Origin of the sequence: Collinsella sp. HCP28S3_B9 (assembly GCF_052066095.1) — a bacterium.
Lineage (GTDB): Bacteria > Actinomycetota > Coriobacteriia > Coriobacteriales > Coriobacteriaceae > Collinsella.
In genome coordinates this window covers 19,840-42,983 of sequence record NZ_JBQHST010000019.1, presented here as the reverse complement: position 1 = coordinate 42,983, position 23,144 = coordinate 19,840, and the positions used below count along the sequence as shown (strand labels likewise).

The following is a 23,144-nucleotide window of genomic DNA, read 5'->3' as shown; positions in this document are numbered from 1 at the left end:
CCGCCCTTGCGGAGCCGCTCTTCTTCTTTCCGGACATGCCGTCCTCCGATCTCCCGGGGCCGGCCGATCCGGCCCTCAGGGTATCGGGTTCCCACATTCATCCGCACATGTGCGGATGAATGTGGGAGGTGTTCGGATGAAGTTGATAATCAAGGCCCATTGCAACAATCTGTTGATTGAACGTCGCTGCATGTTCGCGCTATCATGCATGGTTAAAATTGGTTAGCCATGGCAAACGGTTAGCAATGGTGAACATAAATGCAACGCCCTGTGGGCGTCGGGGGAGGAACACGGACGTGAAGCTCGATACACTCGAGATTGGAAAGGACGCCGTTGTCGCATCGGTGGCATCGGACGACCAGGCACTCCGACAGCATATTTTGGACATGGGCTTAACGCCGGGCACCGAAGTCACCATGATGAAGTACGCCCCCATGGGCGACCCGCTCGAGATTCGCCTGCGTGGCTACGAGTTGACGCTGCGCAAAGACGATGCTGCTCGCATTGAGCTCGTGGGTATTCACGACACCGATACGAGCCCGCGCGTTAACGCCGCAATCGGCACGACGGAGCACCCGGCGCTCGGTGAGGGGACGTATTCGCCCCGCGCGGCAAAAACGGCCGTGCCCGAGGGCGCGCCGCTGCACTTTGCCCTCGCCGGCAACCAAAATTGCGGCAAGACCACGCTGTTCAACCAGCTGACGGGTTCCAACCAACATGTTGGTAACTTTCCCGGCGTGACGGTCGACCGCAAGGACGGTACTGTCCGTAACCACCCCGAGGCGAGCGTTACCGACCTGCCCGGTATTTATTCGTTGTCGCCGTACACGGGCGAGGAGATTGTCAGCCGTCAATTCATCCTTGACGAGCATCCCGACGCCATCATCGACATCATCGATGCCACCAATATCGAGCGCAACCTCTACCTGACGCTGCAGCTTATGGAGCTCGACTGCCCCATGGTCATCGCGCTCAACATGATGGACGAGGTGACGGCCAACGGCGGCGCCGTGGACGTCAACCTGCTCGAGAGCCTGTTGGGCGTGCCTGTTGTCCCCATTAGCGCTGCCCGCAACGAGGGTATCGGCGAGCTGGTGGATCACGCTCTGCATGTGGCGCGGTTCCGCGAGCGCCCCGGTCGCCTGGACTTCTGCGCGCCCGATGGCCCGGACGGCGGTGCGCTGCATCGCTGCATCCACGGCATTGCCAACCTGATCGAGGACCATGCCGTGACGGCCCGCATTCCGGTGCGTTTTGCGGCGACCAAGCTGGTTGAGGGCGACGAGCTGGTGACCGAGGCACTTCACCTGGATCGCAACGAACTTGACGCTATCGAGCACATCATTACCCAGATGGAGGGCGAGGCTGGCACCGACCGCCTGTCCGCGCTGGCCGATATGCGCTTTAGCTTTATCGGCGACGTGTGTGGGCGCTGCGTCGTCAAGCCGCACGAGAGCCGCGAGCACGTGCGCTCCGTTAAGATCGACCGCATCCTGACGGGTCGCTACACGGCCATCCCGGCGTTTCTGGTGATCATGGGCCTCGTCTTTTGGCTGACGTTTGGCGTGATCGGCGCGGCGTTGCAGGGACTTATGGAGGACGGCATCGCTGTCATCATCGCCTCGGCCGATGCGGGTCTCAAGGCGTTCGGAACCAACGACGTGGTGCGCTCGCTGGCTGTCGACGGCGTGCTTACGGGCGTGGGCAGCGTGCTGACCTTCCTGCCGATTATCGTCGTGCTCTTCTTGTTCCTCTCCATTCTGGAAGACTCCGGCTACATGGCGCGCGTGGCCTTTGTCATGGATAAGGTGCTGCGTCGCTTTGGCCTGTCGGGCCGCAGCTTTGTGCCCATGCTCGTCGGTTTTGGCTGCACCGTGCCGGCTATCATGTCGACCCGTACACTCCCATCCGAGCATGATCGCAAGATGACGGTCATGCTCACGCCGTTCATGAGCTGCTCGGCCAAGTTGCCGGTTTACGGCTTGCTGTGCGGAGCATTCTTCCCGCAGGCGACGGTCCCCGCCATGGTCTCGCTCTATTTGATTGGCATTGCGGTCGGTTGCATCGCGGCTTTGGTGCTCAACCGCACGGCATTTAAGGGCGACCCGGTGCCGTTTATCATGGAGCTTCCCAATTACCGCCTGCCGAGCATCAAGACGACGGTGATGCTGGCGTGGGATAAGGCCAAGGACTTTATTACCAAGGCCTTTACCATCATCTTTGCCGCCACCGTGGTCATCTGGTTCCTCCAGACGTTTGACATCCGCTTTAATGTGGTCGCCGATCAGTCGCAGAGTCTACTTGCCGGTCTGGGTAGCATCATCGCGCCGGCGTTGGCGCCGCTTGGCTTTGGCGACTGGCGTGCATCCACGGCGCTCGTCACCGGACTTATCGCCAAGGAGAGCGTCATCTCGACCCTCACCGTGCTTTTGGATGCAACGTCACCCGCGGCGCTGTCGACCATGTTTTCGCCGTTTACCGCCTACGTGTTCTTGGTCTTTACGCTGCTGTACCCGCCCTGCGTGGCGGCAATCGGTGCCGTCAAGAGCGAGTTGGGCGCGCGCTATGCCGTTGCCGTGTTTGCGTTTCAGGTGACGGTCGCCTGGATCGTGGCGTTTGTCGTGCATTCGGTGGGCATATTGCTGGGGTTGGCTTAGCTATTTATTGACGGCGCAACCTCTGTGTATTGAGTTGTTGATTGCGGCCCCGCATCTGTGCTGACGGATGCGGGGCCGTTGCTATATAATCGCCCACCGCCCAAGACAATCGGAGAGGTTTCCTACATGACTCAGGCAAGACAAGATGGCATCTCGCTCAAGCAGTGGCTCCCGCTTATCGGGCTCGCCTGCTGCGCGTTCGTGTTCAACACATCGGAGTTCATGCCCATCGGCCTTCTGACTGATATTGCCGTATCGTTCTCGCTCACCGAGGCCCAGGCAGGCATCATGATTTCGGTCTACGCCTGGGGCGTCATGCTGCTGTCGCTGCCGCTTATGGTGTTTGCCTCGCGCTTTGAGTTCAAGCGTATGCTGCTCGGCGTGCTCGCCGTGTTCTCTCTGGGTCAGTTCCTGTCCGCCGTGGCGCCCACCTACCCTATTTTGGTCTGTGCACGCCTGGTGGTCGCTTGCGCACATGCCGTGTTTTGGTCGGTCGCCTCGATTATGGCCTCGCGCCTGGTCGACACCCGTCACGGGGCGCTCGCCATCAGCATGATCGCCACGGGCTCGTCCATCGCGCAGATCTTTGGCCTGCCGATCGGCCGCGCCATCGGCCTGGCCGTGGGCTGGCGCATGACGTTTGCCGTGGTCGGGGCCTTTTCTGCCGCCGCGGTGGTGTACCAGGCAGCGGTGTTCCCGGCCATGCCGGCGGGAGAGCGCTTTGCCGTCAAACAGCTGCCCGAGCTGCTCAAGAACCCGTTCCTCATCGCGCTCTACGCGGTCACGGTTTTTATGGCGACCGGCTATTACACAGGCTACAGCTATATCGAGCCCTTCCTGGCGCAGGTCGCGCACGTCGACGCGGGCGCCATTACCATGACGCTGACGGCGTTTGGCTGCTCCGGTCTGGTGGGCAGCTGGCTGTTTGGCCGCCTGTTCGACGGGCACCGCTTCCCGTTTTTGGCTATCACGCTCTCCGGCGTGCCAGCGGCCCTGCTGCTCATGGGTTCGGCCGCATCGTCGCTCGCAGCAGTGCTTGCCGTCTGCGTGCTGTGGGGCTGCTGCGCCACGGCCTTTAACGTGGCGTTCCAGGCCGAGCTTATCAAGTACACGCCCGCGGATTCGTCGGCTGTCGCCATGTCGATCTTCTCGGGCCTGTTTAATCTGGGTATCGGCACGGGCACCGCGATCGGCGGTGCCGTGGTTTCGGGTCCCGGTATCGCCTGGATCGGCTTTGTGGGCGGGGCGATTGCCGTCGTGGGCGTCATCCTCGCCATCACGGTGATGTTCCCGGCCATACGCCGCGCAAAGCCCGTCGCCTAATCACGTCCCCTCATCAGTTGCGGTGGAATAGTTCCTGTTTAAGGCCTCTGAAGGCCCAAGCAGGAACTATTCCACCGCAACTTATTTTGGGGAAGAGGATGCAAGCTGGGCATACAATGGGTGTCGTTGTGTTGGCTTACCGGGAGGTTGCTATGTGGGCATACGAGACGACGTTCTATCAGATCTATCCGCTGGGCTTTTGTGGAGCTCCGCGCGAAAACGCCGCGCCCGTTGCCGAGGATGAGCTTGCCCTGGCTGCCAACGACGCGCCCAACCCCGATGCCCCCATTATGAAAATCGCCCAATGGGCCGACTACCTGCAGGAACTAGGTATTGGCGCTGTGCTCATCAACCCACCGCTCGAGTCCGATAGCCATGGCTACGACACGCGCAGCCTGCGCCACATCGACCGTCGCCTGGGTGGGGATGCCGACTTTGCCGCCGTGTGCGAGACGCTGCATGCCCACGGCATCCGCGTGGTGCTCGACGCCGTCTTCAACCACGTCGGTCGCGGCTTTTGGGCCTTCCGCGATGTGCAGGAGCGCAAGTGGGACTCGCCCTACAAGGACTGGTTCCACATCAGCTTTGACGGCGACTCGTGCTACGGCGATGGCTTTTGGTACGAGGGCTGGGAAGGCCATTTTGAGCTCGTGAAGCTTAACCTGCAAAACCCCGCCGTGGTCGATTACCTGCTCGAGTCCGTGCGCCGCTGGGCCGATGTCTTTGGCGTCGACGGTCTGCGCCTGGACGTCGCCTATATGCTCGACCGCGACTTTATGCGCCGCCTGCACGCCTTTGCCCGTGAGCTCAAGCCCGACTTTGTGCTGATCGGCGAGACGCTCCACGGCGACTACAACCAGATCGTCAACGACGAGATGCTCGACTCCTGCACCAACTACGAGTGTTACAAGGGACTGTACTCCAGCTTTAACTCGATCAACATGTTCGAGATCGCCCACTCGCTGCACCGTCAGTTTGGCGGCGACCCGTGGTGCATCTACCGCGGCAAGCACCTGCTGTCGTTTGTCGACAACCACGACGTGCCACGCCTGGCGAGCATCCTTACCGACAAGTCGTGCCTGCGTCCCGCCTATGGCATGCTCTTTGGCATGCCGGGCATCCCGTGCATCTACTATGGCAGCGAGTGGGGAATTGCTGGCGAAAAGGGCGGCCCCGATGGCGACTGGGCGCTGCGCCCTGCGCTCGATGAGCCTGCGCCCAACGAGCTGACGGCGTTCATCACACAGCTTACGCACCTGCGCTCGGCCGACGACGCGGCGGCCCGTGCCCTCAACTACGGTGCGTATCGCAACGTGATGATTCAGAACAAACAGCTGCTGTTCGAGCGCGCCTGCGACGACGCGACGGTGCTCGTGGCGGTCAATGCCGTGAACGAGCCTTATACCTTTGGAGCCGGCGAACTCAACGGTTCCTTCGTCGACCTACTTGCCGACGATGCACCCACGGTCGAGCTGACGGGTGCGCTTGAACTTGCGCCCTACGAGGTGCGCTATCTGTTGAGGGCCTAGGTCATGGCAGCGTCTGACGAGGGCTATCAACATATTGAGCATGGGTTTGATCCCGTGTTCGACCAGCGCTCGCGCGTTTTGGTGCTGGGATCGTTTCCCTCGGTGCTTTCGCGCGCCAATGCCTTTTATTACGGCAACCCTCAGAATCGCTTTTGGCGCGTGATGGCCGCGTGCCTTGGTGTGCCTGTACCACCCAACGAGGGCGACCCTTTGGTGGGCGGCGAGCCCGCGACGCTCGACGCCTCTATTGCCGCCAAGCGATCCATGCTGTTGAACGGTGGTGTGGCCCTGTGGGATGTGGTCGAGAGCTGCGACATTAAGGGGTCGAGCGACGCGAGCATCAAAAACGTTGTGCCGGCATATATCGAACGCATCACTGGAGCTGCGCCCATCGAGCGGGTGGTATGCAACGGAGGTACGGCGGGGCGCCTCTATAAGCGCTATCTACAGGAGCGGACGGGTCTGTCCGCTGTCGTGTTGCCGTCAACTAGTCCCGCTAACGCGGCCTGGCGCCTGGAGCGGCTTGTCGAGCGCTGGCGCGAGGCAGTTGACTGGACCGCACGGTAATCTAGATCCTTGATTGAGCATGGGCGCCGAGGCGTTTGATGATGGCATGCCAGATTGGTGCGGGCACGGCGGGCTTGACGCGCACCATGCCGTCGACATCGACACTATCGGCATCGCCGCCGCCAAGCAGCTGCGCATGTTCAATGGAACAGCCCATGCGCACAGCGCCTACAAGCTTATCCATCGCTTCGGAAAATGGCCGGCGTAAGAGGCCCATGCGTGGGGAATGGCGGAGCGCCGCAATACCGCTGCCGGCGCAGATGACAACGCCACCGCACCATGGCAGGTCACGTAGAATACATGCCCGGTACAGGTGGTCGAGGACTTCGTCCGCCTGCTTGTTGTTTTTTGACAGGGCCTGGACGACGACATAGACGCGTGTCTCTGTATCCCCGAAGCGATCGAGTATCTGCTCGACAGCGATCATCGCCTCATCATCAAATGCATCATCAACAGCGAACACCATGCCATCGACTACACCGGCATCATCCGCCTCCAAATCGACCGAACGGGGGAGCGCGGTGCCGGAAAGCTGAGCATAGGCGGCGATGGCATCCTGCAGGTCCCAGAGTAAAAACTCAAGATCGGCGCTCTCGGGAATACTGATATACGCAATGGTTTGCAGCGTTTTTGGTACATCGCCGCGCGCGGTCGTCTCCATGCCGCCTCCTTTCCGGTTGGTTTCCGTTTAGGTTACACCGTCTGGTGGCGCGCGGGCGCGCTATCCTAGTGCAACCCTTACGAAAGGAATGCCATGCGACTGCCCATGAACACCTCGCTTGCCACGCTCAAGCCCTCCGGCATTCGCCGGATCAACGCGCTCGCCGCCCAGCACCCGGGGTGCATTGCGCTCGCGCTTGGCGAGCCCGATTTTCCCACGCCCGATGTGATTAGCGCCGAGGTGACCGCTGCGCTGGGCCGCGGTGACACGCACTATCCGCCCAACAACGGCCGTTCCGCCCTGCGCGAGGCGCTGTCTACCTACATGGGAGACGCGGGCCTTACGTTTTCGGCCGACGAGGTCATCCTAACCGACGGCGCGACCGAGGCCCTGTCGGCAACATTTATGGCCATGCTCAACCCCGGCGACGAGGTTATTATCCCCACGCCGGCCTTTGGCCTGTACGAGAGCATCGTCGTGGCCAACCACGCCAAAGCGGTCTTTTTGGATACGGAGCCCGCGCAATTTCAGATTGACGAGGAAGCGCTTCGCGCCTGCGTGACCCCGGCGACTAAGGCCATCGTCATCTGCACGCCCAACAATCCTACGGGCTGTATCCTCGACGCGGCATCGCTCGACGCCGTGGCACACGTGGCAGAGCAAGCGGGCATCTACGTAATCTGCGACGACGTATATAACCGCCTGGTCTATGTGGATGGCTATGAGCGCTTTGCCCAGCGCCACCCGGAGCTACGCGAGCAGACGGTGGTCATCGAGAGCTTCTCCAAGCCATGGGCTATGACCGGCTGGCGCTTGGGCTGGCTCGCAGCTGCAGCCCCCGTCATCGCCGAGATCGCAAAAGCTCACCAATACCTAGTATCGAGCGCCGTCTCCTTTGAGATGGACGCCGCGGCCCGAGCCCTGACCGTCGACCCAACCCCCATGCTCAAAGTCTACCGAGCCCGCCGCGAACGCGTGCTCGCAGCCTTAGACACCATGGGCCTCGACGTAGTGGAACCAGCCGGCGCCTTCTACGCTTTCCCCAGCATCAAACAATTCGGCCTAACAAGCGAAGACTTCTGCATCAAAGCCATCAAAGAAACCAACGTAGCCCTAGTCCCCGGAGACTGCTTCGGCACCGAAGGCCACGTCCGCTTAAGCTACTGCGTCTCCGACCAAGATCTGGACGAAGGCCTCCGCCGCCTGTCCACCTTCGTCTCAACCCTATAACCATCAGGGACGCAACACATCAGCCCACCGACATAAGGGTTATGCGTGGGGGCGTCGCTCAACGGAAAACCGGGCTGCCCCATAGTTGACGCAGGCACGCGCCGCCGAAGGCCAGGCGCAAGGTTTCCGTAGATTCCGCACGAGCCGGAAAGCACTTAATGTGCTTTCCGAGCGAGCCCAGGACCTGACCGAGCGGAAACCTTGCGCCTGGCCTTCGGCGGAGCGTGCCGGATGGTGGAATTGTGTGCAGCCCGGTTTTCCATTGACCGACGCCGGGGTCCCCGCCATAATACTTTCGGTTCACGCACGAATCCGCTGCCAGAGACAGCCGGTGCAAACGGGCATTGCCCGCGAGCTCAATGGGATATCCCGCCAGCCGAGGTGGTCGAGTAGATATGTCTTCTCGCCCCCGTCGCTCATGCAGCGCGGGGGCTTTCTTTTTGGACATGCCCCCGTCACGTCCTTGTGGCGGACCGTGCCCGGAAAGAATTCGAGGAGGTGTAATTCATGCCCCAGCAGTACAAAATCGACAAGGTTGCAGAGATCGAGTCCCGTATCGCCGAGAATGCCGGTCTGTTCGTCGTCAACTACAACGGTCTGACGGTTAAGCAGGCTCAGGAGCTGCGTCATCAGCTTCGCGAGTGCGGCGCCGAGATGAAGGTCTACAAGAACAACCTGGTCAAGATCGCTCTCAAGAACCAGGAGCAGCCCGAGCTCGACGAGATCCTCGCCGGCCCCGTCGCTTATGTGTTCTACGAGACCGAGCCGGTCGAGGCCGCTAAGACCCTTAAGGACTTCTCCGCTAAGTCCAAGGGCGTCCTTGAGATCAAGGGCGGTATCTCCGACGGCAAGGCCGTTTCCGCTGATGATGTTAAGGCTATCGCCGAGCTGCCCACCAAGGACCAGCTTCTCGGCCAGATCGCCGGTCTCATCTCCGGTTTCGCTCGCGACATCGCTGTCTGCGTCAACGGCGTTTCCTCTGGTCTCGCTCGTTCGATCCAGCAGGTCTCCGAGCAGAAGGCAGCCTAGTCGCTGTTTTCACCCGCGGCGGCAACGCCGCACCCCTGGCGCATTCGCGCCGTGTTTTAACTGATCTCCGTGCACAGACACGGAAACCGAAAGGACTTAGAAATGGCTAAGCTTACCACCGATGAGATCATCGATGCTCTTAAGGAAATGACCCTTCTCGAGGCTTCCGAGCTCGTTAAGGCTATCGAGGACACCTTCGGCGTTTCCGCCGCTGCTCCTGCCGCTGTTGTCGCCGCTCCCGCTGCTGGCGCTGCTGAGGCCGAGGAGAAGACCGAGTTTGACGTCGTGCTCGAGGGCTTCGGCGACAACAAGATCCAGGTCATCAAGGCCGTCCGTGAGCTCACCAACCTTGGCCTGAAGGAGGCCAAGGAGGTCGTCGAGAGCGCTCCCAAGGCTGTTCTCGAGGGCGCCAAGAAGGAGGACGCCGAGGCTGCCAAGGAGAAGCTCGAGGCTGCTGGCGCTGCTGTCACCCTCAAGTAATCAGGCTTTCTCGCCAGATTTCTTTGCAGACGGGGTTCGCATTGCGAGCCCCGTCTTTTTTGTTTTGGCCCCTCATTCCCATTGCTCGGCACGCAGAACACCGCTGTCTTCGCCGTGCCAATCCCGTTACCGCTGGGGCATAAAGTTGCACCATTCGAGCAATAATTTGCGTTGACCTGCTGAAGAATTGCGTTTGCCTTACGGCGACGTATGTCTCCGGCGGTAAGATACTTCGGTATCGCAATTTGGTCTGCGGCCGCCGTGCCGCACGCTTGGGGCGCTTTGCGCCTGCGAAAGGATCCTTGAATAATATGAAGGCAATCATCCCCGCCGCCGGTCTAGGCACGCGTTTTCTGCCTGGCACTAAGTGCACGCCCAAAGAGATGCTGCCGGTGCTCGACAAGCCGGTCATTCAGTATGTCGTTGAGGAGGCACTCGACCCCGAGGAGGTCGACGACGCCATCATCGTTACCTCTCCCGGTAAGCCCGAGCTGCTGAGCTACTTCCAGCCCGACCGTTCGCTCGAGAACCTGCTGCGCGAGCGCGGCAAGAACGCCTATGCCGATGCCGTCGCCCACGCTGGCGGTATGCCGGTTGACTTCCGTTATCAGTACGAGCCCAAGGGCCTCGGCCATGCCATTCGCTCGGCGGCCGATGCTGTGGCGGGGGAGAACTTCCTGGTTCTTCTGGGCGACTATGTTGTGCCCAACCATGACATTTGCGACAAGATGCTTGCCGTCTCCAAGGAGCATGGCGGCGCTTCGGTTATCGCTGTTGCCGCGTGTGCTCCCGAGGAGGTCAGCCGCTATGGCGTTATCGCCGGCGAGCGCGTGGGCTCCCTCGAGGGCGCTGAGGGCGTTGGCGATGCCGAGCCTGGCGCCGTGTGGCGTATCGGCGGCTTGGTGGAGAAGCCTGCTCCCGAGGCGGCTCCGTCCAACCTGTACATCGTTGGACGCTATCTGCTGAGCCCGCTGGTCATGGAGCTGCTTGCCGACCAGCAGGCCGGCAAGGGCGGCGAGATCCAGCTGACCGACGCCATGGCCCGTTCGCTCGACCGCGAGGCCATGTACGCCGTCGTCATCGATCCTCTGTCGGGCTACGACACCGGCACGCCTTCTGGCTGGATGGCCACCAACGCCCTTATGGCCGCAAGCGATCCTCGCTTTGCCGATGCCTTCTGGGACGCCATCGACGAGCGCGGCGGCTTGATGCGCAAGTAAACAGCGCTTACGGGTGCGGACTTCGGTCTGCACCCGTTTTTTTGCGAACTGCCGCTTAGCTCCGGAAAGTGCGACCCACAATTTGGTCGAATTCTGGGATGCGCTTTCCGGCTGAGGACCCTAGCGGAAAGCGCATCCCAGAATATCGGCTCAGGACGGGATACAGTTTCCCAAACAGGGCTCAATCGGAAACTACGACCCAGTTTGAGGCCTCAAAACGGGACACAGTTTCCGCCCGATCAGCCTTCGCCGCCATTCCGCCATTCAGCGACGCGCATCAGTAACTCTGTTCACAGAAAATATATGAACATATGTTCGATATAAGCACATCTACCTGCGTATTTTCTGTCGAAAAAATTTGCTACTCCAAAAACTCAATCGCGTCAAGGCTTTTCTTGCCCAACGGTCGGTACCTGATAAACTATTAGGTTGCGATAACTGGCGAAGCTATGCCTCGCCAACCCACCGAGCATTTCCGTGAAGGAGGAAAAACCTGGTGACCTACGCATACACTGCCACTGAGCGCAAGCGCGTCAGCTTCGGGAAAATCCCGGAGGCCATGGAGCTCCCCAACCTTATCTCTGTTCAAAGGGAATCCTTTGAGCGTTTTAAGGACGAGGGCCTTCGTGAGGCGTTTAAGGAATCCAGCCCCATCCAGAGCCAGAACCATGTTCTCGAGGTTACCTTCGGCGAGCATCAGTTTGGCGACCCCGCGCACACCGTCGAGGAGTGCCGCGAGAAGGATATGACCTATCAGGCTCCGCTTCTGACCGACGTCCGTCTCACCAACAAGGAGACCGGCGAGATCAAGGAGCAGCTCGTCTTTATGGGCGACTTCCCCATGATGACCGATCAGGGCACCTTCATCATCAACGGTACCGAGCGTATCGTCGTCTCGCAGCTCGTCCGTTCCCCGGGCGTGTACTTCAGCTCCGAGATGGATTCGGGCAAGCAGATCTACAAGGCTCAGATCATCCCGTCCCGCGGTGCCTGGCTTGAGTTTGAGGTCGACAAGCGCGACCAGCTCATGGTCTCCATCGACCGTAAGCGCAAGCAGAGCGCCACGATGTTCCTGCGCGCCCTTGGCATCGCCGTCACCAACGACGACATCATCGAGCTGCTCGGCAACTCCGATGTGATCAAGCGCACCCTCGAGCGCGATACCGCCCTTACCCGCGAGGATGCTCTTATCGAGATCTACCGTCGCCTGCGCCCGGGCGAGCCTCCCACCGTGGATGCTTCCCGCAGCTTGCTCGAGGGCCTGCTCTTCAACCCGCAGCGCTACGACCTGGCCCGCGTCGGTCGCTACAAGGTCAACAAGAAGCTCAACCTCACCACCGAGGAAGAGGTCACGGTGCTCACCGACGAGGATATCGTCGCGACGCTGCGCTACCTCCTGTCCCTCGCTGCCGGCGAGCAGGGCTTCAAGGTTGACGACATCGACCACTTTGGCAACCGCCGTATCCGCACCGTCGGCGAGCTCGTCGCCAACCAGTTCCGTATCGGCATGAGCCGTATGGAGCGCGTCGTCCGTGAGCGCATGAGCTCCCAGGACATCGACGAGATTACCCCGCAGTCGCTCATCAACATCCGCCCGATCGTGGCCTCCATCAAGGAGTTCTTCGGTTCCTCGCAGCTCTCGCAGTTCATGGACCAGGCGAACCCCCTGACCGGTCTGACCCACAAGCGCCGTCTGTCCGCACTCGGCCCTGGCGGTCTTGCCGGCCACAAGTCGGGCTCCAGCCGCCGCACCAACGTGCCGACGGCCGTCCGCGACGTTCACAACTCGCACTACAGCCGCATGTGCCCGATCGAGACCCCCGAAGGCCCCAACATCGGCCTGATCGGCTCGCTTGCCCTCTACGCCCGCGTCAACGAGTATGGCTTCATCGAGGCCCCGTTCCGCCGCGTCGAGAACGGCGTTGCCACCGACCAGATCGACTGGATGACCGCTGACGAGGAAGAGAAGCACGTTATCGCGCCGGCCAACACGCCGCTCGATCCCAAGACCAACGAGTTCATCACGACCGATGCCGAGGGCAAGATCGTCCGTCCGCATTCCGTGATCGCCCGTACCCGCGACTTCGACGGCTCCTTCGGCGCTCCCGCCGACGTGCCTGTCGAGGACGTCGACTACATGGACGTCTCGCCGCGCCAGATGCTCTCCGTCGCAGCCACGCTGATCCCGTTCCTCGAGCACGACGACGCTAAGCGTACGCTCATGGGCGCCAACATGCAGCGTCAGGCCGTGCCGCTGGTTCACCCCGCCGCTCCCTATGTCGGTACCGGCATGGAGCGTCGCGCCGCCCTGGACTCTGGCGAGGTCACCCTGGCCAAGAACGCCGGCGAGGTCATCTTTGCCGACGCCTCCAAGATTATCGTCAAGCATGCCGGCGGCATGGACGAGTATCACCTGGCCAAGTACCAGCGCTCCAACCAGTCCACCTGCATCAACCACCGCCCGCTCGTGCGCGTCGGCGACACCGTTGAGCAGGGTGAGCCTCTGGCCGACGGTCCTTCGACCGATCACGGCGAGCTCGCACTGGGCCAGAACCTCACCGTGGCCTACATGCCGTGGGAAGGCTTCAACTACGAGGACGGTATCGTCGTGTCCGAGCGCCTGGTGGCCGAGGACCTGCTGACGACCATCAACATCACCCGTCACGAGATCGACGCCCGCGATACCAAGCTCGGCCCCGAGGAGATCACTCGCGAGATCCCGAACCTCTCCGAGGACATGCTTGCCAACCTCGACGAGGACGGCATCATCCGCATCGGCGCTGAGGTCGGCCCTGGCGACATCCTGGTCGGCAAGGTTACCCCTAAGGGCGAGAGCGCTCTGACTGCCGAGGAGCGCCTGCTGCGCGCCATCTTCGGTGCCAAGGCTCACGACGTTCGCGACACTTCCCTTAAGATGCCTCACGGCGCTTACGGCCGTGTCATCGACGTCGTCCGCTTTAGCCGCGAGAACGGCGACGACCTGGCCCCCGGCGTCAACGAGCAGGTGCGCGTCTACGTCGCCCAGCGTCGTAAGATCCAGCAGGGCGATAAGATTGCCGGCCGCCACGGTAACAAGGGTGTTATCTGTAACGTTCTGCCGGTCGAGGACATGCCCTACATGGCTGACGGTACCCCGATCGACGTTATCCTCAACCCGTTGGGCGTTCCTTCGCGTATGAACGTCGGCCAGCTGCTCGAGTGCCACCTTGGCTGGGCTGCTGCCTGCGGTTGGGATACCGAGGATGCCGATTCCGACAAGTACGTCCCCGGTCCGTTCTTTACCGCGACGCCCGTCTTCGACGGCGCCAAGGAGGACGAGATCGCCGAGGTCATCCGTCGTGCCAACAAGAATATGCTCAACAAGGCCACCGCTGCCTTTGGCGATCACATGCGCCCCGAGTTTGTCACCCAGCTTGACGAGCGCGGAAAGACCCGCCTGTTTGACGGCCGCACCGGCGAGGAGTTCCGCGAGCCCATTACCGTGGGTACGTCCTACATCCTCAAGCTCGGTCACATGGTCGACGACAAGATCCACGCCCGTTCGACTGGCCCTTACAGCTTGGTTACCCAGCAGCCGCTGGGCGGCAAGGCCCAGTTCGGCGGCCAGCGCTTCGGCGAGATGGAAGTTTGGGCACTGTACGCATACGGTGCTTCCAACGTCCTGCAGGAGATCCTGACCGTCAAGTCCGACGATACCGTGGGCCGCGTCAAGACCTACGAGTCCATCGTCAAGGGCGAGAACGTCCCGGTTCCGGGTATCCCCGAGTCCTTCAAGGTTCTCGTCAAGGAGATCCGTTCCCTCGCACTGGACATCGAGCCCATGCGCGATGCCGACGAGGACGCCTCCGCCCCCGTGACCGCCGAGGAGACCTCTGCCCTCGATGACCTGGCTGCGCTCGCCGGCGTTGACGCCGACGTCGAGGCCCAGGATGCCGAGACCGCCGAGGCACCCGAGGCTGTCGCCGCCACGACCACTGATAAGGAGTAGTTGACTGTGGCAGATTTCGAAGCTACTGAATTTGACTCGGTAAAGATCTCCCTTGCCTCCGCCGACCAGATCCGTTCCTGGTCGCACGGTGAGGTCAAGAAGCCGGAGACCATCAATTACCGTACCCTCAAGCCCGAGAAGGACGGCCTGTTCTGCGAGAAGATCTTCGGTCCCGCCAAGGACTGGGAGTGCTCCTGCGGCAAGTACAAGGGCATCCGCTTTAAGGGCATCGTCTGCGAGCGCTGCGGCGTCGAGGTCACCTCGGCCAAGGTGCGTCGCGACCGCATGGGCCATATCGAGCTCGCCGCTCCCGTGTCCCACATCTGGTACTTCAAGAGCCCCACGAGCTTCCCGATGAGCCGTATGCTCGACATCAAGTCCAAGGACCTCGAGAAGGTTCTGTACTTTGCCAGCTACATCATCACCGAGGTCGACTACGAGGCTCGCGAGGCCGACGCTGACGATCTGCGCGAGGAGCTCGCCGCCGATCTGGAAGAGATCGATGCCGAGTGCGCCCGCCAGATCGAGTCCCTCAAGGAGCAGGGCAACCCCGAGAACTTTGACGAGTTCTCCGACGAGGAGCCGCTGACCCCCGAGGAGATCGCCTCCGGCATCGTCGACATCGAGGAAGAGTGCAAGGACGAGAAGCAGCTCCGCACGGACGCCTTCAACGCCTTCATGAAGCTCACCGAGCGCGACCTCATCTCCGATGAGCCGCTGTTCCGCGAGATGACCCGTTACTACTCCATGTACTTCAAGGGTGGCATGGGTGCCGAGGCCGTCCGCGACCTGCTCGCTGCCATCGACCTCCCCTCCGAGGCCGAGAAGCTCAAGGCCATCATCGCCGACGAGGACTCCCAGAAGCAGAAGCGCGAGAAGGCCGTCAAGCGCCTCGAGGTCGTTGACGCCTTCCTGAAGGGCGGCAACAGCCCCGCGAACATGATTCTGGATGTCATCCCGGTCATTCCGCCCGATCTGCGCCCGATGGTCCAGCTCGACGGCGGCCGCTTCGCCGCGTCCGATCTCAACGACCTGTATCGTCGCGTGATCAACCGTAACAACCGACTCAAGCGCCTGCTCGACCTGGACGCCCCTGCGATCATCGTGAACAACGAGAAGCGCATGCTCCAGGAGTCCGTGGACGCCCTGTTCGACAACGGCCGCCGTGGGCGCCCGGTCTCTGGCCGTGGTGGTCGCCCGCTCAAGTCGCTCGCCGAGGCCCTCAAAGGCAAGCAGGGTCGTTTCCGCCAGAACTTGCTGGGCAAGCGTGTCGACTACTCCGGCCGTTCGGTAATCGTTACCGACCCCAAGCTGCTGCTGCACCAGTGCGGTCTGCCCAAGACCATGGCGCTGGAGCTCTTCAAGCCCTTCGTCATGAAGCGCCTGGTCGAGCTTGGCAAGGTCGAGAACATCAAGGGCGCCAAGCGCGCTATCGACCGCGGTGCCACCTTTGTGTGGGACATCCTCGAAGAGGTCATCGACGGTCGTGTCGTGCTGCTCAACCGTGCACCGACCCTGCACCGTCTGTCCATCCAGGCCTTTGAGCCGGTGCTGGTCGAGGGTAAGGCTATCCACCTGCACCCGCTGGTCTGCGCGCCCTTCAACGCCGACTTCGACGGCGACCAGATGTCTGTCCACGTGCCGCTGTCCAGCCAGGCTCAGGCCGAGGCCCGCGTGCTCATGCTCTCTGCGAACAACCTGCGCTCGCCGGCATCCGGCAAGCCGGTCAACATCCCCTCGCAGGACATGATCATTGGTGTGTACTACCTGACCCAGGTCCGCGACGGTCTGCCGGGCGAGAACCACGTGTTCTCGAGCTTCGACGACGCGCTGCACGCCTATGACTGCCGCTCCGAAGTCGACATGCAGGCCAAGATTCAGGTCCGCGTGTCCGCCGAGAACGCCAACGTCATCAACGAGGACGGTACCCGTATCTTCCGCGTCAAGAACGGCAAGAACGAGTTCGTCGACTACGATGTCACCGGTAACAAGACCGCACGCTTCGAGACTTCTATCGGCCGCATCATCTTCAACCGCCAGTGCCTGCCCGAAGACTACGAGTTCATGAACTACAAGATGGTCAAGGGCGATGTGGCCAAGCTGGTTGCCGACTGCTGCGATCGTTACCCCGAGGCCAAGGTCGGCCCGATCCTCGACTCTATCAAGTACTCCGGCTTCCACTACGCTACCCGCGCCGGCCTCACCATCTCGGTGTGGGACGCTCTCATCCCTGCCGAGAAGCAGGAGCTGCTCGACCGCGCCCAGGCCAACGTCGACCAGATCAACGAGTACTTCGAGGAGGGCTTCATCAACGAGACGGAGCGCCACATCGAAGTCGTTAACGAGTGGACCGCTTGTACCGACAAGGTTGCAGCGCTCATGCTCGACATGTTCGACGAGGAGAACCCGCTGTACATGATGGCCGACTCCGGCGCCCGTGGTTCTAAGACCCAGCTGCGTCAGCTCGGCGGCATGCGTGGCCTGATGGCAGACATGTCCGGCGAGACGATCGACCTTCCCATTAAGGCGAACTTCCGCGAGGGCCTGCTGCCGCTCGAGTACTTCATTTCGACCTACGGCGCCCGTAAGGGCCTGGTCGATACCGCATCCCACACCTCGGACTCTGGCTACCTGACCCGTCGTCTGGTCGACGTGGCCCAGGACGTCATCGTCCGCGAGGAGGACTGCGGTACGCACGAGGGCGTCACCTACAACCTCATCATTCCCGGCACCACCGACCTCAACACCGATCTTGTCGGCCGTTGCTTTATTGAGGACGTCGTGGCTCCCGATGGCACCGTGCTCTTTGAGCAGGACGGCTATATCGAGAAGGTCGCCGACATCCAGAAGATGGTCGATGCGGGCCTTAAGAAGGTCAAGCTTCGCGCGCTGCTCACCTGCCGCTCCAAGTACGGCGTGTGCCAGAAGTGCTACGGTTGGGATCTTTCCACCCGTCGTCCGGTCGCCATCGGTACCGCAGTCGGCATTATTGCCGCCCAGTCCATCGGCGAGCCCGGTACGCAGCTTACGATGCGTACCATTCACTCCGGCGGCGTCGCTGGCGTCGACGATATTACGCAGGGTCTGCCTACGGTCAGCCGTATGTTCGATATCGTCGGCAACGTCAACGAGAAGATCCTGGGTCGCGAGGCCGAGCTGGCTCCGTACTCCGGCCACCTCTCGATTAAGCCCGAGAAGTCCGAGTACGTGCTGACGATCACCGACTCCGAGGATCACACCCGTGTCCTCGACGAGCGTCGCGTCCCCGCTTCGGTGCGCTTTATGCCCGAGATCGAGGACGGCTGCGAGGTTCGCGCCGGCGACCAGATCACCAAGGGCTTCGTCAACTTCCGCAACCTGCGCAAGCTGACCGACATCGAGTCGACGATGCACACCTTCGTCGAGAGCGTCAAGGACGTCTACACCAGCCAGGGCGTCGACCTGAACGACAAGCACATCGAGGTGCTCGCACGTCAGATGCTGCGTCGCGTTCAGATCACCAACCCCGGCGACTCCAAGTACCTGCTTGGTCAGTACGTCGACCGCTACGAGTTCGCCGACGAGGTCGAGCGCGTTGCCCGTCTGGGCGGTCAGGCTCCCGTGGCTGAGCCCGTCATCTTGGGTACGCTCAAGGTTGCGTCCAACATTGACTCCTGGCTGTCGAGCGCTTCGTTCATCCGTACCGCCGGCGTCCTTACCGAGGCTGCTATTGAGGGCAAGGTCGACCACCTGCTCGACCTTAAGTCCAACGTCATCGTCGGTAAGAAGATCCCGGCTGGTACCGGCCTCAAGCCGTACGCTAACGCCAAGCTGACGTATCGCACGGCCGACGGCTACGTGGACATCGATGGTCCGGCTTCGCCCAACGCCAAGTCACTGCCCGAGTGGGCTCCCGTGGAGCTCAAGGACCTGGACGAGCGGCTCCCACAGCAGCTCGACTGGGCCGGCTACGACGAGTTTGGCGGTGCCGACGGTTCGTTCACCCGCAACGGCCACACCATCTCCGCCGAGAAGGCTCGCCTGTACCTGTTCGACGACCTGGGCGTGTCGCAGCGCTGGACCAACAAGTTCAGCGAGGTCGGCATCGAGACGGTCGGCGACCTGGTTGGCAAGTCCGAGGAGGATCTGCTGCGCATCGATGGCATCGGTGCCAAGGCGATCGAGGAGCTCCGTGACGGCCTCGAGGCCCACGACCTGCTCTACATCCTCGAGAACAACGACGACGTTGCCGACGAGGAAGACCTCTCGCAGCTGCTGCAGATGGTCTTTAGCCCCGACGGTCCGGACGACATCCTGCTGGGCACCTCCGCTCCGACGCATCACGCCGATGCCGACGAGGAGCTCCTGGGCGCCCCGATCGACGACAAGAAGGCTTCCGCCAACGGTGCCATCAACGAGGACATGGCTTCCCTCGACGAGCTGCTCAACCAGCTCGTGGACACCGACGACGCCGAAGAGGCCAAGGACAACGACGGGGAGTAATTTCCCAGTACGTTAACCGCCCTTCCAAAGACCCGTTTCCCAACAGGGAAGCGGGTCTTTTTTGTTGAGGAACGTTGTCCTGACGAGCACGTAGGATTTCCAGTCCGGGCGGCATAGGGGTTAAGTTTGTCGCGAGTTCCGCACGAGCCGGAGGCCACTTAATGTGGCCTCCGTGCGAGCCAGGACTGTAGAGCAGCAAACTTAACCCCTGGGCCGCCCGTCCCGGAAATCCGCCCTCGCGCACAGGAGGGGATTCCTTTTGTGTAGGCTTTGCGGAAATGTGGCTATTTTAGGATACGCCCGGCGGCGTGGTCTGTTGACGACACAGCTAACGGCACGTATCCTATCGAACTGCGTGTTTCGTAGGGGGATGCTGACCCCTCGATTCAAGCCGTTGCACTTTACAGAAAGCTGGAATCATTCGAGAAGGAGTACGCTTTGCCTACTATTAACCAGCTGGTTCGCCAGGGCCGTCGTTCCGCGCCCAAGAAGTCCAAGAACGCTGCTCTGCAGCACAACTCCCAGAAGCGCGGCGTGTGCACCCGCGTCTTCACCACGAGCCCCAAGAAGCCGAACTCGGCTCTTCGTAAGGTTGCCCGTGTTCGCCTCGTCAACGGCATCGAAGTTACTGCTTACATTCCGGGTGAGGGCCACAACCTGCAGGAGCACTCCATCGTGCTCGTCCGCGGCGGTCGTGTTCGTGACCTCCCTGGTGTCCGTTATCACGTCATCCGTGGCGCCTACGATGCTGCTCCGGTCCAGAACCGTATGCAGGCCCGTTCCAAGTACGGTGCTAAGCGCCCCAAGGCCAAATAAGCCAGATAACGTTTTGATACTTTCGCCGTGTGCCGCCTAAGCGCCGCACGGTAGACACTTAAGGAGATTTCACATGCCGCGTCGTGCAGCAGCTAATCGTCGTGAGGTTCAGCCTGACGCCGTTTACAACAACCGCCTGGTGACTCAGCTCATCAACAAGGTCCTTCTTGACGGCAAGAAGGCCACCGCTGAGCGCATCGTTTACACCGCTTTCGAGATCGTTGCCGAGAAGTCCGAGGGTGGCGACGCTCTCGCTACCTTCAAGAAGGCTATGGACAACGTCAAGCCCACGCTCGAGGTTAAGCCCAAGCGTGTCGGTGGCGCTACCTATCAGGTCCCGATGGAGGTCAACTCCCGTCGTTCCACCGCTCTGGGCATCCGCTGGATCGTCAACTTCTCCCGCGCTCGCAAGGAGAAGACCATGGCTGAGCGTCTCGCAAACGAGATTCTGGACGCTTCCAACGGCCTGGGCGCTTCCGTCAAGAAGCGTGAGGACGTCTTCAAGATGGCCGAGGCCAACCGCGCGTTCTCTCACTATCGTTGGTAAGTTAAGGTAAGGAACTAACATGGCTAAGGCTAAGCACAAGCTTTCCGATACCCGTAACATCGGCATCATGGCCCACATCGATGCCGGTAAGACCACCACGACCGAGCGTATTCTTTACTACACCGGTAAGACCCACAAGATCGGTGAGGTCCATGAGGGCGCTGCCACCATGGACTGGATGGTTCAGGAGCAGGAGCGCGGCGTAACCATTACCTCCGCTGCTACCACGTGCTTCTGGAACAAGGACGGTAAGGACTACCGCATCCAGATCATCGACACCCCGGGCCACGTTGACTTCACCGCCGAGGTCGAGCGCTGCCTGCGCGTCCTCGATGGCGCTGTCGCCGTCTTCGACGCCGTTGCCGGCGTCCAGCCCCAGTCTGAGACCGTTTGGCGTCAGGCTTCTACCTTCAACGTTCCCCGCATCGCCTTCATCAACAAGTATGACCGCGTGGGCGCTGACTTCTTCAACGCTATCGAGACCATGAAGGATCGTCTCGACGCTAACGCCGTGGCCGCTCAGGTCCCGATGGGCGCCGAGGACAACTTCTGGGGCGTCATCGACCTGGTCACCATGACTGCATGGGACTTCAAGGCCGACGAGAAGGGCATGACCTACCCCGAGCCGATGGATGAGATCCCGGCTGAGTTCGCCGACATCGCTGCCACCAAGCGCGAGGAGCTCCTCGACGCCGCTGCCAGCTTTGACGACGAGCTCATGGAGAAGATCCTCATGGAGGAGGACTTCACCGTCGAGGAGCTCAAGGCTGCTCTGCGCAAGGGCGTTCTGGCCAACGAGCTCAACCTCGTCTTTGTGGGCTCCGCCTACAAGAACAAGGGCGTTCAGGAGCTGCTCGACGCTGTCGTCGACTACCTGCCCAGCCCGCTCGACGTTGAGGCCGTCACCGGTACCGATCCGGAAACCGGCGAGGAGATCGTGCGTCATCCCTCCTTCGACGAGCCCTTCTCCGGCCTGGTCTTCAAGATCATGACCGACCCGTTCGTCGGTAAGCTCACCTACGTCCGCGTTTATTCCGGTCGCGCCGAGTCCGGCTCCTACGTGGTCAACGCTTCCAACGGTCAGCGCGAGCGCCTCGGCCGCATCCTCGAGATGAACGCCGCCGAGCGTATCGACCGTGACGACGCTTGCGCCGGTGACATCGTCGCCTGCGTTGGCTTCAAGAACTCCACCACCGGTGACACCCTGTGCGCCGAGGGCAAGGAGATCGTCCTCGAGAAGATCGAGTTCGCCAAGCCCGTTATCGACGTTGCTATCGAGCCCAAGACCAAGGCCGAGCAGGACAAGATGTCCCTGGCTCTGACCAAGCTCGCCGAGGAGGACCCGACCTTCACGGTGTCCACCAACCACGAGACCGGCCAGACCATCATCGCCGGCATGGGCGAGCTGCACCTCGAGATCATCGTTGACCGTCTGCTCCGTGAGTTCAAGGTTGACGCTAACGTCGGTAAGCCCCAGGTTGCCTACCGCGAGACCGCTGGTCACGACGTCGAGAGGGCTGAGGGCAAGTTCGTCCGTCAGTCCGGCGGTCGCGGTCAGTACGGCCACGCCGTCATCAAGCTCGAGAAGATGGAGGAGGGCTTCGGCTACGAGTTCGTCAACGCTATCGTCGGCGGCGTCGTGCCCAAGGAGTACATCCCGTCCATCGACAAGGGCATCCAGGAGGCCCTGAACACCGGTGTTATCGCCGGCTTCCCGGTCCTCGACGTTAAGGTCACCCTGTTCGACGGTTCTTACCACGAGGTCGACTCCTCCGAGGCCGCCTTCAAGATCGCCGGTTCCATGGCTATCAAGGACGCCCTCAAGAAGTCCGATCCGCAGCTGCTCGAGCCGATCATGGCTGTCGAGGTCGAGACCCCCGAGCAGTACATGGGCGACGTTATGGGCAACCTCTCCGGTCGCCGCGGCAAGATCGAGGGCATGGAGGATCGCAAGAACACCAAGCTCATCCGTGCCAAGGTGCCGCTGGGCGAGATGTTCGGTTACGCTACCGACCTTCGCTCCCAGACCCAGGGCCGTGCATCCTACACGATGCAGTTCGACTCTTATGAGCCTGCGCCCAAGTCCATCGTGGACGAGGTCATGAGCAAGAACGCCTAAGTTCGAGCTCCCTGTTACGTAATCCGCGAGAACATCTCTCGCACTCTTTGGAGGTTTAAGTTGGCTACCCAGAAGATCCGCATTCGCCTCAAGGGCTATGATCACGAGGTCGTCGATCAGTCCGCGAAGCTCATTGTCGAGACCGCTCAGAAGACCGGCGCTCGCGTTTCCGGTCCTGTCCCCCTGCCCACCGAGCGCAACCTCTACACGGTCATCCGCTCGCCGCACAAGGACAAGGACTCCCGCGAGCAGTTCGAGATGCGCACCCACAAGCGCCTCATCGACATCCTCGACCCCACCTCGGGCACCGTTGATTCGCTCATGCGTCTCGACCTCCCCGCTGGCGTCGACATCGACATCAAGCTCTAAGCTTTTTGCTCGATAGTGCGATTTGTAAGGCCGCAGCCCTAAGGGTTGCGGCCTTTTTTGTATCGATGGGGTAAAGGGTCTACACTACTGAGCTATTCGACAAACGAGTGTATGAGTAAAACTGTTG

At 61.3% G+C, this 23,144-nt stretch carries 15 protein-coding genes; 14 read left to right on the top strand and 1 reads right to left on the bottom strand.

All coding sequences use genetic code 11. The features are described from left to right. Positions 1 to 245 precede the first annotated feature (245 nt). The 4 genes from feoB to ACTNBB_RS06005 all read left to right on the top strand — a co-directional run bounded on the left by feoB (position 246) and on the right by ACTNBB_RS06005 (position 6,076). Positions 246 to 2,657, top strand: coding sequence for a ferrous iron transport protein B (gene feoB, locus ACTNBB_RS06020; RefSeq protein WP_427718402.1), 2,412 nt, complete (start codon positions 246 to 248; stop codon positions 2,655 to 2,657). Positions 2,658 to 2,783: 126 nt separating this feature from the next. Then, the gene (locus tag ACTNBB_RS06015) at positions 2,784 to 3,980 is read left to right on the top strand and encodes an MFS transporter (RefSeq protein WP_441057208.1); all 1,197 of its coding nucleotides are present in this window, start codon (positions 2,784 to 2,786) and stop codon (positions 3,978 to 3,980) included. Between the two features lie 152 nt (positions 3,981 to 4,132). After that, complete coding sequence (locus ACTNBB_RS06010; protein ID WP_441057206.1) at positions 4,133 to 5,509, top strand: alpha-amylase family glycosyl hydrolase; 1,377 nt, start codon at positions 4,133 to 4,135, stop codon at positions 5,507 to 5,509. A gap of 3 nt (positions 5,510 to 5,512) precedes the next feature. Then, positions 5,513 to 6,076 carry a uracil-DNA glycosylase family protein gene (locus ACTNBB_RS06005; RefSeq protein ID WP_117820793.1) on the top strand — a complete coding sequence of 188 codons (564 nt, stop codon included), beginning with the start codon at positions 5,513 to 5,515 and terminating at the stop codon, positions 6,074 to 6,076. A gap of 1 nt (position 6,077) precedes the next feature. Here ACTNBB_RS06005 and ACTNBB_RS06000 read toward each other — a convergent pair whose 3' ends face one another. Next, positions 6,078 to 6,737, bottom strand: a complete 660-nt coding sequence (locus ACTNBB_RS06000; protein WP_441057204.1) for a hypothetical protein — start codon at positions 6,735 to 6,737, stop codon at positions 6,078 to 6,080. Between the two features lie 93 nt (positions 6,738 to 6,830). Here ACTNBB_RS06000 and ACTNBB_RS05995 point away from each other — a divergent pair, with 93 nt between their 5' ends. From ACTNBB_RS05995 to rpsJ, 10 genes are all read left to right on the top strand, one after another. Further along, positions 6,831 to 7,967 carry a pyridoxal phosphate-dependent aminotransferase gene (locus tag ACTNBB_RS05995; protein WP_441057202.1) on the top strand — a complete coding sequence of 379 codons (1,137 nt, stop codon included), beginning with the start codon at positions 6,831 to 6,833 and terminating at the stop codon, positions 7,965 to 7,967. Positions 7,968 to 8,474: 507 nt separating this feature from the next. Continuing rightward, a complete protein-coding gene (gene rplJ / locus ACTNBB_RS05990) occupies positions 8,475 to 8,996 on the top strand; it encodes a 50S ribosomal protein L10 (RefSeq protein WP_117646079.1) in 522 nt (173 codons plus the stop codon). 102 nt (positions 8,997 to 9,098) lie between these two features. Continuing rightward, positions 9,099 to 9,476, top strand: a complete 378-nt coding sequence (gene rplL, locus ACTNBB_RS05985; protein WP_154514707.1) for a 50S ribosomal protein L7/L12 — start codon at positions 9,099 to 9,101, stop codon at positions 9,474 to 9,476. A 311-nt stretch (positions 9,477 to 9,787) separates the two neighbouring features. Then, the gene (locus tag ACTNBB_RS05980; protein WP_368136490.1) at positions 9,788 to 10,696 is read left to right on the top strand and encodes a UTP--glucose-1-phosphate uridylyltransferase; all 909 of its coding nucleotides are present in this window, start codon (positions 9,788 to 9,790) and stop codon (positions 10,694 to 10,696) included. Positions 10,697 to 11,255: 559 nt separating this feature from the next. Continuing rightward, a complete protein-coding gene (rpoB, locus tag ACTNBB_RS05975) occupies positions 11,256 to 14,684 on the top strand; it encodes a DNA-directed RNA polymerase subunit beta (RefSeq protein WP_229770619.1) in 3,429 nt (1,142 codons plus the stop codon). A 6-nt stretch (positions 14,685 to 14,690) separates the two neighbouring features. After that, the gene (locus ACTNBB_RS05970) at positions 14,691 to 19,166 is read left to right on the top strand and encodes a DNA-directed RNA polymerase subunit beta' (RefSeq protein WP_441057200.1); all 4,476 of its coding nucleotides are present in this window, start codon (positions 14,691 to 14,693) and stop codon (positions 19,164 to 19,166) included. A 438-nt stretch (positions 19,167 to 19,604) separates the two neighbouring features. Further along, positions 19,605 to 19,982, top strand: a complete 378-nt coding sequence (rpsL, locus tag ACTNBB_RS05965) for a 30S ribosomal protein S12 (RefSeq protein WP_154514699.1) — start codon at positions 19,605 to 19,607, stop codon at positions 19,980 to 19,982. A 73-nt stretch (positions 19,983 to 20,055) separates the two neighbouring features. Further along, positions 20,056 to 20,529, top strand: a complete 474-nt coding sequence (gene rpsG / locus ACTNBB_RS05960) for a 30S ribosomal protein S7 (protein WP_006235013.1) — start codon at positions 20,056 to 20,058, stop codon at positions 20,527 to 20,529. Between the two features lie 19 nt (positions 20,530 to 20,548). Then, on the top strand, positions 20,549 to 22,648 hold the full coding sequence (gene fusA, locus ACTNBB_RS05955) for an elongation factor G (protein ID WP_154514697.1): 2,100 nt from the start codon (positions 20,549 to 20,551) through the stop codon (positions 22,646 to 22,648). A 60-nt stretch (positions 22,649 to 22,708) separates the two neighbouring features. Next, complete coding sequence (gene rpsJ / locus ACTNBB_RS05950; RefSeq protein WP_427717612.1) at positions 22,709 to 23,017, top strand: 30S ribosomal protein S10; 309 nt, start codon at positions 22,709 to 22,711, stop codon at positions 23,015 to 23,017. Positions 23,018 to 23,144: the final 127 nt, after the last annotated feature.